Origin of the sequence: Sphaerospermopsis sp. LEGE 00249, from assembly GCF_014299995.1 — a bacterium.
In the GTDB taxonomy this organism is placed as follows: Bacteria; Cyanobacteriota; Cyanobacteriia; order Cyanobacteriales; family Nostocaceae; genus Sphaerospermopsis; species Sphaerospermopsis kisseleviana.
In genome coordinates this window covers 56,511-70,249 of the sequence record NZ_JACJUZ010000005.1, presented here as the reverse complement: position 1 = coordinate 70,249, position 13,739 = coordinate 56,511, and the positions used below count along the sequence as shown (strand labels likewise).

Genomic DNA, 13,739 nt, shown 5'->3' with positions numbered 1-13,739 from the left:
TTCCCTGTTCCCTATTCCCTGCCTCTACGAAAAATTCATGAATCAAATCCGATCACTATATCAGCTTTAAGATAGTAGACAGTATTATTTCCTTCTACTGACTGGGAACTGGGGACTGGCGAGATAGGGAGAAAAACTAATTCTTTCTCCTGAATAGCTGATGGCTGACTTTTATTTTTCATGAAAAGTCCAAACACCAGCATCCCAAGTTGTATCTGTGGGAGGTGTTTGTAACCAATGTTGACAACGACTCAGATATAACATTGAGGCTTTATCATTATTATCAGCAGTTAAAGCTTTGACAAATTCCATTTGAGCCAGTGAAAACTGACGTTGCAGATAATACTCTCTTCCTTTCTGATAATGTTCAATTAGTTCTTGTTTGGCACTGTTAATAGAATCAGAACGCATTCCGATCAACTCATAAATAGATACAGGCTCATTTCTGCCTTTAACACGAATTAAATCTAGTTCCCTTGCCCAAATATCATCATGACAGAAGTTAAAGGTATTGTCGCTGATGATAATATCGCAACCATATTGTTTGCTAATACTTTCTAATCGAGAACCAAGATTGACACCATCACCAATAGCGGTAAATTCCATCCGCTTACTAGAACCGATATTACCACTAATTACAGTATCAGAATTAATGCCGATGCCGATTTTGATTTTGGATTGATTTAAGGCTTCTCGACGGTGATTTAATTCCTGCAAACGATAGCGCATTTCTAGAGAAGTTTCGACTGCCATACGGGCGTGTTTTTCTAAAGGTAAGGGAGAACCAAATACAGCCATAATGGCATCACCGATATATTTATCGAGAGTGCCTTTATGTCTAAATACAGCTTCTACCATTGATTCAAAATATTCATTAAGCATACTTACCACTTCCTCAGCTTGCATATTTTCTGTGAGGGTGGTGTAGCCACGAATATCCGAGAATAAGATAGTAACTTCTTTGCGATCGCCTCCTAATTTAGCATCATCTAATTTGAGTAATTCTTCTGCCAACTCCTGAGTCATGTAACGGTACATGGTGCTTTTCAGACGCTTTTCATCGCTGATATCATCCATTACCACCAGTGCGCCACACACTTTATTTTCGTCATTCGCATCAGCAATAGTGTTGAGTGATAAATTAATGCTGTGCTGTTCTTGGGTAGTAGTTAGAAGTGTACGATCTGGATAATACTGCTGGGTATCTTTGACATCATTTGCAGCTAAAGCATCTGCAAACCATTGGCTAAAATCTCCGTCTTTAATATTGACAACATCACTAACTAATTTCCCCTCTAAACGCGCCTCTGTAGAATAACCTAGTAAACGTTTAGCACTTTCATTAGCAGTGATAATATATCCAGACTTATCCGAGGAAATTACACCATTAGAAAGACTCCGCAAAATATCCCCCTGCATTTTTTCTTGCTGTTTGACTTTGGCAAACAATTGGGCATTTTGCAATGCTACACCTGCTTGAATATTAAAAGCTTCCATGAATACTTCATCATTGCCGTCAAAACTAGCTTGGAAGCATTCAGGAGGTTGAGGCCAAAGGGAGGGATTATAAGGTGCAAAATCTCCTGCTTTCTTTTTATTTACTAATTGAGTAACACCAATTAATTTTTGATCACTGTTAAATACTGGCATACACAACAGACTACAAGTGCGATAGCCATTTTCTTGATCTATTTTTTGGGCAGTTTGTGAATCTGGATGTTTATATAAATCAAAGGGAATATTTAAGGTTTTTCCAGATGCAGCAACGATCCCAGCAAAGCCTTTACCTATGGGTACTCGTAATTCTTTAGTTGTACCGTTATCTTGAGTAATTGTTGTCCATAATTCCTGGTGATCGCCATCTATCAACCACAGGGTACTGCGATCAGCATTCATCAATTCTTTAGCCTCATCCATTACCCGTTTGAGGGTATCTTTTAAATCTAAACTACTGTGACTTAAAGACTTAATTGCCTTCATCAAAGCTGCTGCGGCTCTTTGTTTTTGAGTAGCAATATAAAAAGAGCGAGACGACTCTAAAATCAGGCGAATTGACGGCGCAAAATCTTGAAATAATTTTTCATCTGCACTGGTAAAACCCTTTTTATCAATGCGTTCTTTCAGAGGATCATCGGGATTGTGTAGGTATTTTAATTTATTTAATAACTGCACTACCGCTACTAATTCTCCATTTTCATTTAATAGCGGTAAAGCTAACATTGTGTAAGTGCGGTAGCCATTGCTCTTGTCTTGTTCTTGAGCAAATTTTGACCGCACATCGTTATAAAAATCATAGGGAATATTGATGACTCGCTTAAAAGTTGCCACTTCCCCGGCAATACCTTTATCCGCTGGAATTCTAATTTCTAATGGTCGCTTTCCTTCCCCTTCTGCTAAGATAGACCAGAGTTGTTGTTTTTCTTCATCTAATAAAAATATCGTTGTCCGATCTGCTCCTAGTAATTCCCCTGTTTTCAAGGTAATTGAATGCAGCATTTCTGGAAGGATTGTTTCAAAACCTTTATAATCCAACATGGATAAGGTTTCGTTAACAATTTTCAATTTATGCTCAACTTCCTGAACTACTTGTTTAAAAGTATCCTGAGTTAAGGGAGCAAGAAACTGGGAAATCGTTCCTTTTTTGGGAGCCAGACTAACTACAGGTGAAGAGTGTGTTTGTACCTGATATGTTCCTTGGTGGTTAACACCAAAATTCAAATCTATTGTCTCTTCAGCATTGGGGTTTTGCGCTGACATAACTTTATTTAATATACTATGATTTAGTGTTGACGAAGGTTGAATTGGTCTAGAAAATTTATTATGTTAAGTTTCCGTTATAACTATTATTCCTTGACAGTATACCCTGTTCGTTAATCAATTGTTTAGCCCCATTGATCCTGTTGAGGATAGAGGCTGAAAATTTGATAATTCAAATTAGAGTTAAAAACTACTTGCATGGTGAAACAATCCTAGACGTGAAAGCAGAAAGGTTTACCAGTCATTATATAGGAATCTTCAGCAGCTTTTAAACCTCTTCATTTGTTCTTTTGATTCGACGTTTTAATCCACGTATCAATTCTCACAACACATCTAGGGAAATTACTTGAGTAAATTTTTGAGATAAATGTGTAAAATACAACTATATGGTTAGACTTAGATTAAATAGTTTCAGTAAAAATTCGTATAATCCAATTTCAATTTTCAGCTTTTATCTAGTAGATATACTAAGAAGATAAAACACTTTGTTTTTAGAACAAATTTGAAAATAACCATTTTGCTCAATTCAAAGGGGAATTGAAATTTGTGAGAAAATCGTAAATTTTCGGTTTTATTTAAGTAAGTAGGCATGAAAAAAAGTTATCTAACAAAATGTAAAATGCCTAAAAACCTCATCGCTCCTGCCTTCTGCCTCCTGCCTTGCCACAACGATAAATTTCAACGCCTACCTACTTATACATAAATCTTTAGTTAAAAAAAATAAACACCGTTGGTTATTTCGTAAAAAATAATTATAAAATCTGACCTAGTATTACTTTCCAACAGCAATAAACACTACTAGGTTATTTACCATGAAGAATTGGCAACAACAATTTTTGCTAGGCTTATTATGTTGTGTTTTCTTATTATTCGGATGGTCACAGCGGGCTTTAGCTGCAAATAGTACACAAATACTAAATGCACAATTAGCCCAAGCAGAATTACCTGTCAATGTTTATGAGTATCTATTGCAATATCAACCAGAAACTTATAATGTTTTGAGCAAGACATTAGCAGATGCTGTTGAAGATGCAAAACAGCCGTTAGCAGATGAAGTAGTGAGTGATCTGTGGGCATTATCTCCCAGTAATCCTAGAATTAAATGGAGAGAAAATAATGGCAAAATTGAATATTTAATGTCAACTTGGAGATATGTGAGTAACCCCAGTGTAGATTGGCCAATAGGTGCAAAAAAACAACTGGCTTATCAAACATGGTTTACAGCAGTACCACAAGTTAAAGAATTTTGCCAGCAATATCAAGCCATAGATGCCAATATTCCTGATAAAATTGAACTTTCACTAAGGTTACAGCAATATTTGGGATTGATTTTAAACAAATATTCTAGCAAAACCCATTTTGTGGAAATGTGGGTAAAAGCAGAAGATTTAATCAGACCATGTATTGATCCAGAAATTGACGATGCTAGTTGTAATGTTTTACCTTTACCAGTACCAGATAGTAGTCCTGTAATTAAGACAATATACACCAATTCTTTCAGCAATGCGAAAAAAGAATATTATCCTTGGTCTGGTTTAGGTTATACCTATGATTGGGGAAATCCACAAAAACCCCATGTAGGTCCTAGTGAATTTATTATTAACCCCACACCAGAAAAACCTGTAGAGGTGGAAGTGGTTTCTGTAACCCCAACTCAGGAATATTGTCAACAGGATTATATTTCATCTAATCAGTCTTTGAATTAGTTGAATTAAATTTAACCTCAAACTTTTGGGTAACAAATAAGGGTGAAAGGGTAAGGAGTAATAACACCTTTACTCTTTACTCTTTCTGAGATGAGGTAAACATTCCTTATTCAGGGGGGAAATCAATAAAGGTCTCCCTTTAAAACCTGGTAATTTATGAGGTAGGGGTCATTAAATCTACATGGTAAAATTCGATATATAAAACTTGAAATGTGACTACAAATGTTGGCATTTGTATGAAAAAATAATCACTGACTGTAAACACTATAAAAAGACAGAATCCTAATCAAAAAACCCTAAATTTAAACCAGTCTCAGGACAGATGAGGACTAATTTAAATCGCTTTAAATTAGCAGACAAGAAGCAAAGGGCGTGACGATGGGTGCAGCTGCGCCAATCACCAAAATAAAAAACACAGAGTAACAAGCATAGTGTTTACTCTGTGTTTATCTGTTTATCAATTGAAAATTGACAATTGATAATTTTTTATTAAAAGTTTAAAACCTTCCCTTTCTAGGGGAAAAAGGCAAAAATTCCGTTTTTTCAATTCTCCTCTGACTCCTAAATGATTATGAATTATTTTCATCTCGTCGTTGTTCATAATCTTCAGAAGATTTCGGATCTAGTTCCCAACGTGCATCATCACGATGTTTTAAAATATCGTTGGTGCGAAGAAAAGCATAATCCTTCATTTCTAAACCTACTGCTGTTTCTAATTCCTCCGTTACATTTTTCTCAGGAGTAGCAACAGTACCACCCACAGCTTCATCTCCTACCGTATCTTGCCAATAACTATCAACTTCATCACCCGCAATAGGGTATTCAGCAGGAAATTCAGGACTGTTTTCTGTATACTCTTGTCTATTTTCCCACAGCGATCGCTCACCAATATTATATCCCGGTAAGTTTTTTACGCCTGTACCATAGGATTCAGTAATTCCCTGTGGCAAATCATCAGTTTTATTTTCCTGTTTTTTTCGTTTTTTTGTCATGATAATAGCTACTTGCTGCAATAACAAAGATTTAGAAATTGTAATTTCATGAACCTTATCTGCATCTGTTTATTTTCACTCTTTGTATTTCAATATTTTAGCTACATGGCTGATGGCTGAGGGCTGAATTCTTAACGTTTTTATTATAACTTTTTTATTATAACTTTTCGCCAAATATATTTATCTAACTAAAGATTTATAACTTTAGTTATAAAAAATATATCCCTTGAGAAAGAAGTGAAGCAATCTATGAAGTATTAATCTAGTAGGTGGTAAATCATTAGCAATTATAACTAGCAATTAGTTTAGTAAGGTAATTGGTAAGAAATTATTTTCAGATTTTCAGATTTAATAAATAGAGGAGATTAAAAAATGGAATATACAGAGTTTATTACCCATGTACAAAGTCTAGCTCAATCAAATTCCCGTGAAGAAGCAGAAGTTGCTACTCGTGCGACATTAGAAACAGTGAGAGAACTGATTCCTAAAGATGAAGCACAAGAATTAGCTGCACAAATACCACCAGAATTAGGTAAATATTTACGTGGCAGAGAAACAGAAGCTAGTCAATCTTTTCATCTGCAAGAGTTTATTGAGCGTGCTAGTCAGAAAGAAAATATAGAACCAACTACAGCAGCAATGCACGTGCGGGCAGTTTTTGCGGTTTTACAAAATGCGGTAACTCCAGAGAAATTCAAGAAATTTCATGCTTATTTTACCCATGATTATGAGGAATTATTTGCCACTTCATCAACAAGTGAAATGCCAGCATAACGAAGGCAGGAGGTCTATTTTACAGGGATTTAGACACTGCTCCAAAAAATTTGAACGAAGTCCGGTTTTAGACCCGATTGTTTCTATAACAATCAATTACAGTTCGAGATGGCTGGCTCAAATCACTGAAACTGAATAAGTTTAAAAAATCAATTTATTTGATAATTAGCCAGGGAAAGAAAACCAATGATCAACAATAATCATCATTCTAGTCAGAAAAAAGTTGCTATTCTCGTTGAACAAGCAGTAGAAGATTTAGAATTTATAATTCCTTGTCACGCACTCAAACAAGCGGGAATGGATGTAGTAGTTTTGGGTTCAAGGATGAATGAAAAATATAAGGGTAAAAGGGGAAAACTGAGCGTACAAGCTGATGGAACAACAACAGAAGCTATAGTTGATGAATTTGCAGCAGTGGTTATTCCTGGGGGTATGGCTCCTGATAAAATGCGGCGTAATTGTCACACAGTTTGCTTTGTGCGGGAAGCCATGAAGCAAGGCAAATTAATAGCCGCAATATGTCATGGACCACAGGTTTTAATTGAAGGTGATTTACTCAAAGGTAAACAAGTAACTGGGTTTACTGCTATTCGTAAAGATATCAGTAATGCAGGAGCAAATTATATAGATGAGCCTGTAGTTGTGGATGGTAATTTGATTACATCTCGTGAACCTGGAGACTTGGCAATTTTTACAACGGCACTTTTAAAACGTTTAGGTTATGGTGGTAAAGATGCTAATTTGCCTGATGAAAAAGACACAAGTGCAGAATGGTGGAAATTAGCTGATGCTTGGGGTGGTTCAACCAAGAATGAAATTGTTAAAGGTTTAAATATTGCTTTAGGTGGAGAACGTTATTCTTTAGAAGCTCTAGAAAAGTATCTAGAAAAAGAATCTGAACAGGAGGTAAAAAACCTGTTTCAAGAAATGATAATTAATAAGCAACGTCACATTCAAAAACTGGAAACTTATCTGCATAGATTACATGAAAAACCATCTTTTGGCGCTAATGTTGCTAATCAATATGCTAAGGTAAAATCTGCATTGACTGGTAGTGATGATATCTATCAAATTCGTTGTGCATTGGGTGATGTACAAACAGGTATTGGTGATGTTAGCCATTTGTCGGCAATGTATACTGACCCAGTAGCAACGGCAATTTTTAAAGAAATTCATAATGATTTAGGTAAATATGAACAGCGATTAGTTGAACTATATCGTTCACGAATTGCTGCTGGTATTAAGCCTCCTAAACCTACTTCTAGTGCTGCTGTGGTGTAAGCATTTATTATTCAGGAAAACCCTATTAGCAAGGATAATTATGAATCGTCTTTTTAAGAGTTTTCAACGTCTAATTTTACGTCTGCTAGTAATTTCTTTTGTAGTATTTGCCTTTTTTGGCTTCCAAGCTTTTAGCTCTAGTAATGCTATGCTATTAGCACAAGCTGATACCGTGACAACTCCAGAAGGTACTTATTATAAAGGTACTCCTGATCAAGAAGCAATCAGAAATGAGCAGTCGCTAGAAAATACTCAAAGACAACTTCAAGAAACTGCTGATAATATTAGAGAAAAACTCAATCTTGATGAACCTATTCCTGAATCTACCAGACAGTTTTTAGAAGATGTACGCACAAATATTGACAAAAGTTTAGAGCCAATTACTGGTGATAAACCAGGTTATTATCAAGAGAATATACCACCAGAAAGAATGTTGAGAGACAAGAGATAACGAAGGCAGGAGGCAGTTTTTGTAATGGGAAATTATCAATTGACAATTGACAATTGATAATTGATAACTGTTTCATTCAAGGTTCAAAACCTCCATTTTTAAGGAGAAAAAAGCCAAAAATTCCGCAAATAACTTGTTAATAAGGATCATAAATTATATGAGTGACACAAGTGTTAAAAAAGTAGATTCTGCCTATTCTCCCACAGGTAAACTTGGTCAAAAGTATCTAGCATCGGGGAAAACTGTTTCAATGCGACTATGGGAAAATGAAGAACCAGGTGAGGAAAAAGTACCAACTCAACGGGAATATGAAACTGTTGGTTATGTAATTGATGGACAAGCAGAATTAGATATTTTTGGTCAGACAATTTTACTAGAAAAAGGTAGTTCTTGGGTTGTACCAAAAGGTGCAATTCATTCTTATAGAATTCTGCAACCATTTACAGCAGTTGAAGCGACGAGTCCCCCGGCTCAAATTCATGCTAGGGATGAAAATTAAATATAAAAGGTACAGGATATACATATATAGATCCCTGACTTCTGTGAGATGTCAGGGATTTTTTTCTGTTACACTAGATTGCATATCAATCAGGTACAGAATCTAATTTAAAACCTAGACAGAGAGAGTTGTACTCATGACTCCTGTCAGGGGGAAGCGTTCAAGCGAACAGCTATTAATTTTTCTCTAACGCTATTTTCCTGTAAGGGCGAAGCATTCGGGCAACCAATTATCAGTTTTATGAACAGGCTATTTTCCCAATGCTTCGCCCCTACGACTCCTGCTGTATTTTTTTTGTTTTGTTGCACCATTAGGGCGTAAAATTCACAAAGATATCTATAACTTAAACTTACTTCCTCAATGATGTTGATTTTAAGTCAAATTCAACCTCCCGATTTTAATACTGACGTTCATTTCATTCTTCCACTTACCGCTGAAGAACGCACCCGTAGCCGTCACAAATTTACATTAGCAGATGGGAAGGAGGTTTTTTTGCGTTTACCGAGAGGTACAGTTTTACATAATGATGATATTCTCACAGATGAAACTCAAAACAATTTCATCAGAATTATTGCTAAACCTGAACCTGTTTTAACTGTGGTTGCACACACACCTTTACTCTTATTAAGAGCAGCTTATCATTTGGGTAATCGTCATGTACCTGTGGAAATTACTCCTAATTATTTACGCTTATCTCCTGATTCAGTTTTACGCACAATGTTGGAAAAGTTGGGTTTAGAAATTAAGGAAGAAGTTGTAACTTTTCAACCAGAATTAGGCGCTTATGGAGGAGCTTATGTACACCATCACTCTCACTCATAGTCATTTTTTATCTATTTTACAGTTAGCTAGTCCGGCTTTACCTGTGGGAGCTTATAGCTATTCTGAAGGTTTGGAAATGTTGGTAGAAAATGGTACTATTAAGAATAGTAATAGCTTAAAAAATTGGTTAGAAGCTGAGTTGAATTATGGGTCAATTCGCATAGATGGCGCTGTGATGATTAGAGGTTTAGAAGCTGCAAAAATGGGAAATTTAGCAGATTTAAAACGATGGAATTTGTGGTTATCTGCGGTGAGAGATACAGAAGAATTACGCGCTGGTAGTTGGCAAATGGGGCGATCGCTCATCCAATTATTAAGTAAACTTGCACCAGAAACTTTACCATTAGCTACCGCTGTGGGTTATCCTTGCAATTATGCGATCGCCTTTGGTATTGCTTGCGCTCATTGGCAAATTAACACTGATGCGGCATTATTAGCATATCTGCATAGTTGGGCAAATAATTTAATTACTGCTGGAGTCAAACTCATTCCCCTTGGTCAAACTGCTGGACAAGAATTATTATTAGAGTTGCAAACATTATTAAATATTACAATGTCAGAAATTCTCACCTTAGAAGATGATAATCTAATTTGTTGTAGTTGGGGTTTATCTTTAGCTAGTATGCAGCATGAAACCCAATATACTAGATTATTTAGAAGCTAGGGAACAGGGAACAGTAAGAGAAGATAGGTAATAATTTTACTAATTACCAATCACCAATCACCAATCACCAATTACCAATTACTTATGAATGCTTTTCGAGTAGGAGTAGCAGGACCCGTAGGTTCTGGAAAAACAGCTTTAGTAGATGCTTTGTGTAAAGCACTGCGAGAAAAATATAAATTAGCGGTTGTTACCAATGATATTTATACTCAAGAAGATGCACAATTTTTAGTACGTTCTCAAGCATTGGAGAGCGATCGCATTTTAGGAGTAGAAACAGGAGGTTGTCCCCATACTGCTATTCGTGAAGATGCTTCCATGAATTTAGCTGCAATTGAACAACTAGAAGAAAAATTTATAGATTTAGATTTAGTTTTTTTAGAAAGTGGTGGTGATAATTTAGCCGCTACCTTTAGTCCCGAATTAGTTGATTTAACAATATATGTCATAGATGTTGCTGCTGGGGATAAAATTCCCCGCAAAGGTGGTCCAGGTATCACTAAATCAGATTTATTAGTCATTAATAAAATTGATCTTGCACCATTCGTTGGAGCAGATTTAAACGTCATGGAAAGAGATGCAAAAAAAATGCGTGGAGATAAACCCTTTATTTTCACTAACTTAAAAACCAAAATCGGTTTAGCGGATGTGATTCAATTCATTACCACACAAATCTGCTAAATTTGGAAATTTTATATTTTTTTTACTTTTAGATCCCCTAGATCCCCAACTTCTTAAAAAAGTCGGGGATCTGAGTATGATAGGTATTTTTGTAATATAAATTTATATTTTTTTATATTTTGCTGCACTCTAGTCGTTTGTAAATAAACAATGCTATGATATCCGTCAAATCACCAATAATACATAGATGTTTCCTAGAACGTCGATTCAGTAATGCTAGGTAATCTGTTTTTACCTTGTAGGGGCGAAGCATTCGGGTGATAACCTATCGCTGAAACCAGTTCATATTCTGTCCGAATGCTATGCCTCCAGCACGCTACGCGAACGCCGTTACGATTAATGAATTGGTGTTCTAGAACATCTGAATATTGGTCAAAATATTACTCAAAATTTTTGATGAGGACTTAGTGATGACAGTGAATTATTCCAAAGCAGTGAAAATGGCAGTGTGCTGTCAAGAAATTTATCAAGACTTCTCTAAAATAGCCTTTAGCAGCTGGACTGAAAAACCAATTCTGATTAGCGACAAAACCACCGATACTCAATTGGCGATTTTAGCAGATTCCTCAGCAGTAACTATAGTTTTTCGTGGTACTGAATCAAGAATGGACTGGCGATATAACTTCGATACTGGCAAGATAGGTAAAGACATTGATCTACAGAAGAAAAATAAAGAATTTGATGAGAAAATAATTCAACAACAAATTGTTGCCAAAACCGAGCAAATTTACCCATATAAAAAAGGCAACAACCCTGGACCACTCATGCATTCTGGTTTTAGCAATGCTTACCTTTCCGTTAGAGATCAGATTCATCAATATATCAAAGATAATCAAACTGCTAATATCATTGTCACAGGCCATAGTTTAGGAGGAGCATTAGCAACCTTATGTGGTGTAGATATTCAATATAATTTTCACCCTCAATTATCTTCTTTAGAAGTCTATACATTTGGCTCGCCCAAAGTAGGCAATAAGAAATTTTGTCAATCTTATAATCGGAGAGTTCCTAACACTTATCGCTTTATTTATGGCATGGATATAGTACCTGCATTACCCAGGTGGTGGCAAGGAAGATATAGTCATGTAGGTCAACAATTACGACTAGGACCTTGGTTTAGTTACAACTTCATTTCAGCACGAGTTAAAGATCATGATATCCGCAATTATATTAGGTTGCTGGGAAAAACACTGAACTAATTCTGAAAATTCAAAATAACCTGTTATCAATTGACAATTGACAATTGACAATTGATAATTGATAATTGTTTATTCAGCCATAAGCATCTGCAAAAATGACTCACCACATTTTAAAAGCTACGAAAGAAACTGTACATTTAGGTGGCTTTTCTCACCTCTTAAAACCAGCATTATTTGTTGATTCCCATGACACAATAGACATCGAAACTTATACAGGTTATTACGTTTACGACAAAGCTCCTTCAGAATTTCTCACACCAGAATTTATTGATATCTGTGAAAATTTACCACCAGAACAAAAAATAGCACCAGGACCCCATTTACTCACCGGACCAATTTACATCAATAATGCACAACCAGGGGATATTTTAGAAGTACAATTAAAGTCAATTTCACCGCGTTTACCTGTTGGTTTTAACGCTATTCGTGCAGGTTGGGGAGCATTACCACAGCAGTTTACAGAAGCTGCATTAAGATTTATTCCCCTCGATTTAAAAAATAATTTTGCCGAATTTCCACCCGGTTCAAATATCAAAATTCCTCTCACACCTTTTTTTGGCATTTTAGGAGTTGCTACCCCAGAAAATAACCGTAATTCTATACCTCCAGGTGCTTATGGAGGAAATATTGATAACCGTCAATTACAAGCAGGTGCAAAATTATTTTTACCTATATATGTTCCTGGTGCATTATTTTCTATTGGTGATGGACATTCTGCACAAGGAGATGGTGAGGTAAATGTAACTGCTATTGAAACCTCTATGAATGGTAGAATTAAATTAGTATTGCGGAAATATTTACAACTAACAACACCCATAGCAGAAACGCCTACAGATTTTATCACAATGGGTTTTGCAGAAACTTTAGATGATGCTTTGGAATTGGCGTTAAAAAATATGATTTATTTTCTAGAAAGTTTTGCCAATTTATCACCAGAAGATGCTTATGTATTATGCAGTTTAGCAGTAAATTTTCATATTACTCAAGTGGTTAATAGTCCACAAAAAGGGGTTCATGGAATGTTATCTAAATCTATTTTACCAAAGCTCAGGTTATAGGTGAATATTCAATAATTGATAATTGACAATGAACAATTGACAATTACCCCTCCATTGAAGGGAGAGGATTGAAAAAGCTTATTTTTTATTTTTCCCGTTGAAAGGAGAGGTTTTAAACCGTATGGCTAACGCCACGCTACGCTATCGGCTGACGCTCACGGCGGAAGCATTTAATGAAACAATTGTCAATTTTCAATTGAAAATTTTACTCTATTTGTTCCAAAAAGTTAATTTTTTTATACAGTTGTTTTAAAGATAATTGAAGGTTAATTGATGCAAGTTTTAAAATAGCATCTTCTGTTTCATACTCTGTCAAAAGCCATTGATTTTCATTATTCTTGACATATTGCATTACATAATGTTTATGTTGATCAATCAAAATATATTCTTTAAATTCGGGAATTGAACGATAATAAAGAAATTTATCACCCCGATCATAGTCTTTTGTAGATTGAGATAAGACTTCGGCAATTAATAAAGGATTGGTGACAATTGTGGTGTTTGTACTATAATAAATAGGTTCACCTTCTATGACCATGACATCAGGATAGGTAAATTCTCGATAACGTTGTATCCACAGTTTTACATCTCCAATATAAATTTCATAGTCTAAATCATTTAATGCTAAATTCAGGCTAGTAGCTAAATTTAATGCTAGTTTATTATGATTTGTTGTTCTGCCTGTCATTGGTATAATTTCCCCATCTCTATATTCATTTTTATACTCTGATTTTTCTTCTAGTTCTAAATATTCTTCTGGGGTATAGTAGGCTTTAACAGTTTTGATTTCTTGGATAGTTGTTTGTAGTTTCATAGGTTTATTTGTCTCAATGATAATTTCACTATTTCAAGATT

The 13,739-nt window shown here is 35.4% G+C and carries 14 protein-coding genes; 10 read left to right on the top strand and 4 right to left on the bottom strand.

The features are described from left to right. Nucleotides 1–171: 171 nt before the first annotated feature. Nucleotides 172–2,757 carry an adenylate/guanylate cyclase domain-containing protein gene (locus tag H5968_RS03250; protein WP_187038791.1) on the bottom strand — a complete coding sequence of 862 codons (2,586 nt, stop codon included), beginning with the start codon at nt 2,755–2,757 and terminating at the stop codon, nt 172–174. An 812-nt stretch (nt 2,758–3,569) separates the two neighbouring features. On the opposite strand from H5968_RS03250, the gene H5968_RS03245 reads away from it, so the two are divergent. Then, complete coding sequence (locus tag H5968_RS03245) at nt 3,570–4,463, top strand: hypothetical protein (RefSeq protein WP_187038790.1); 894 nt, start codon at nt 3,570–3,572, stop codon at nt 4,461–4,463. Nucleotides 4,464–5,032: 569 nt separating this feature from the next. Here the strand turns inward: H5968_RS03245 and H5968_RS03240 are convergent. Beyond that, the gene (locus tag H5968_RS03240; protein WP_187038789.1) at nt 5,033–5,455 is read right to left on the bottom strand and encodes a DUF6335 family protein; all 423 of its coding nucleotides are present in this window, start codon (nt 5,453–5,455) and stop codon (nt 5,033–5,035) included. A 372-nt stretch (nt 5,456–5,827) separates the two neighbouring features. Here H5968_RS03240 and H5968_RS03235 point away from each other — a divergent pair, with 372 nt between their 5' ends. The 4 genes from H5968_RS03235 (at nt 5,828) to H5968_RS03220 (ending at nt 8,460) form a co-directional block, all read left to right on the top strand. Next, the gene (locus tag H5968_RS03235; protein WP_096572398.1) at nt 5,828–6,229 is read left to right on the top strand and encodes a DUF2267 domain-containing protein; all 402 of its coding nucleotides are present in this window, start codon (nt 5,828–5,830) and stop codon (nt 6,227–6,229) included. Nucleotides 6,230–6,415: 186 nt separating this feature from the next. Further along, the gene (locus tag H5968_RS03230; RefSeq protein ID WP_187038788.1) at nt 6,416–7,510 is read left to right on the top strand and encodes a DJ-1/PfpI/YhbO family deglycase/protease; all 1,095 of its coding nucleotides are present in this window, start codon (nt 6,416–6,418) and stop codon (nt 7,508–7,510) included. 40 nt (nt 7,511–7,550) lie between these two features. Continuing rightward, nucleotides 7,551–7,961, top strand: coding sequence for a hypothetical protein (locus H5968_RS03225; protein ID WP_187038787.1), 411 nt, complete (start codon nt 7,551–7,553; stop codon nt 7,959–7,961). A gap of 157 nt (nt 7,962–8,118) precedes the next feature. Further along, nucleotides 8,119–8,460: a cupin domain-containing protein gene (locus H5968_RS03220; RefSeq protein ID WP_187038786.1), complete on the top strand. Its 342-nt coding sequence runs from the start codon at nt 8,119–8,121 to the stop codon at nt 8,458–8,460. Nucleotides 8,461–8,606: 146 nt separating this feature from the next. Here H5968_RS03220 and H5968_RS03215 read toward each other — a convergent pair whose 3' ends face one another. Continuing rightward, on the bottom strand, nt 8,607–8,771 hold the full coding sequence (locus tag H5968_RS03215; RefSeq protein WP_187038785.1) for a hypothetical protein: 165 nt from the start codon (nt 8,769–8,771) through the stop codon (nt 8,607–8,609). A gap of 52 nt (nt 8,772–8,823) precedes the next feature. On the opposite strand from H5968_RS03215, the gene ureE reads away from it, so the two are divergent. The 5 genes from ureE (at nt 8,824) to H5968_RS03190 (ending at nt 12,884) form a co-directional block, all read left to right on the top strand. Then, the gene (gene ureE / locus H5968_RS03210; RefSeq protein WP_187038821.1) at nt 8,824–9,282 is read left to right on the top strand and encodes an urease accessory protein UreE; all 459 of its coding nucleotides are present in this window, start codon (nt 8,824–8,826) and stop codon (nt 9,280–9,282) included. Further along, a complete protein-coding gene (locus H5968_RS03205; protein ID WP_187038784.1) occupies nt 9,257–9,946 on the top strand; it encodes an urease accessory protein UreF in 690 nt (229 codons plus the stop codon). The genes ureE and H5968_RS03205 overlap by 26 nt, the downstream gene beginning before the upstream one ends. An 84-nt stretch (nt 9,947–10,030) precedes the next feature. Continuing rightward, nucleotides 10,031–10,627: an urease accessory protein UreG gene (gene ureG, locus H5968_RS03200; RefSeq protein ID WP_096572392.1), complete on the top strand. Its 597-nt coding sequence runs from the start codon at nt 10,031–10,033 to the stop codon at nt 10,625–10,627. A gap of 410 nt (nt 10,628–11,037) precedes the next feature. Further along, nucleotides 11,038–11,826: a lipase family protein gene (locus H5968_RS03195; RefSeq protein WP_187038783.1), complete on the top strand. Its 789-nt coding sequence runs from the start codon at nt 11,038–11,040 to the stop codon at nt 11,824–11,826. Nucleotides 11,827–11,921: 95 nt separating this feature from the next. Continuing rightward, nucleotides 11,922–12,884: an acetamidase/formamidase family protein gene (locus H5968_RS03190; RefSeq protein WP_187038782.1), complete on the top strand. Its 963-nt coding sequence runs from the start codon at nt 11,922–11,924 to the stop codon at nt 12,882–12,884. Between the two features lie 205 nt (nt 12,885–13,089). On the opposite strand, the gene H5968_RS03185 is transcribed toward H5968_RS03190, so the two are convergent. Continuing rightward, entirely contained in the window at nt 13,090–13,698 is a 609-nt protein-coding gene (locus tag H5968_RS03185; RefSeq protein ID WP_187038781.1) for a Uma2 family endonuclease, read from the bottom strand. Nucleotides 13,699–13,739: the final 41 nt, after the last annotated feature.

Coding starts and splice junctions, on each gene's coding strand:
- H5968_RS03250 (WP_187038791.1), bottom strand. CDS start 2,757: ATGTCAGCGCAAAACCCCAATGCTGAAGAGACAATAGATTTGAATTTT.
- H5968_RS03245 (WP_187038790.1), top strand. CDS start 3,570: ATGAAGAATTGGCAACAACAATTTTTGCTAGGCTTATTATGTTGTGTT.
- H5968_RS03240 (WP_187038789.1), bottom strand. CDS start 5,455: ATGACAAAAAAACGAAAAAAACAGGAAAATAAAACTGATGATTTGCCA.
- H5968_RS03235 (WP_096572398.1), top strand. CDS start 5,828: ATGGAATATACAGAGTTTATTACCCATGTACAAAGTCTAGCTCAATCA.
- H5968_RS03230 (WP_187038788.1), top strand. CDS start 6,416: ATGATCAACAATAATCATCATTCTAGTCAGAAAAAAGTTGCTATTCTC.
- H5968_RS03225 (WP_187038787.1), top strand. CDS start 7,551: ATGAATCGTCTTTTTAAGAGTTTTCAACGTCTAATTTTACGTCTGCTA.
- H5968_RS03220 (WP_187038786.1), top strand. CDS start 8,119: ATGAGTGACACAAGTGTTAAAAAAGTAGATTCTGCCTATTCTCCCACA.
- H5968_RS03215 (WP_187038785.1), bottom strand. CDS start 8,771: ATGGTGCAACAAAACAAAAAAAATACAGCAGGAGTCGTAGGGGCGAAG.
- ureE (WP_187038821.1), top strand. CDS start 8,824: ATGTTGATTTTAAGTCAAATTCAACCTCCCGATTTTAATACTGACGTT.
- H5968_RS03205 (WP_187038784.1), top strand. CDS start 9,257: ATGTACACCATCACTCTCACTCATAGTCATTTTTTATCTATTTTACAG.
- ureG (WP_096572392.1), top strand. CDS start 10,031: ATGAATGCTTTTCGAGTAGGAGTAGCAGGACCCGTAGGTTCTGGAAAA.
- H5968_RS03195 (WP_187038783.1), top strand. CDS start 11,038: ATGACAGTGAATTATTCCAAAGCAGTGAAAATGGCAGTGTGCTGTCAA.
- H5968_RS03190 (WP_187038782.1), top strand. CDS start 11,922: ATGACTCACCACATTTTAAAAGCTACGAAAGAAACTGTACATTTAGGT.
- H5968_RS03185 (WP_187038781.1), bottom strand. CDS start 13,698: ATGAAACTACAAACAACTATCCAAGAAATCAAAACTGTTAAAGCCTAC.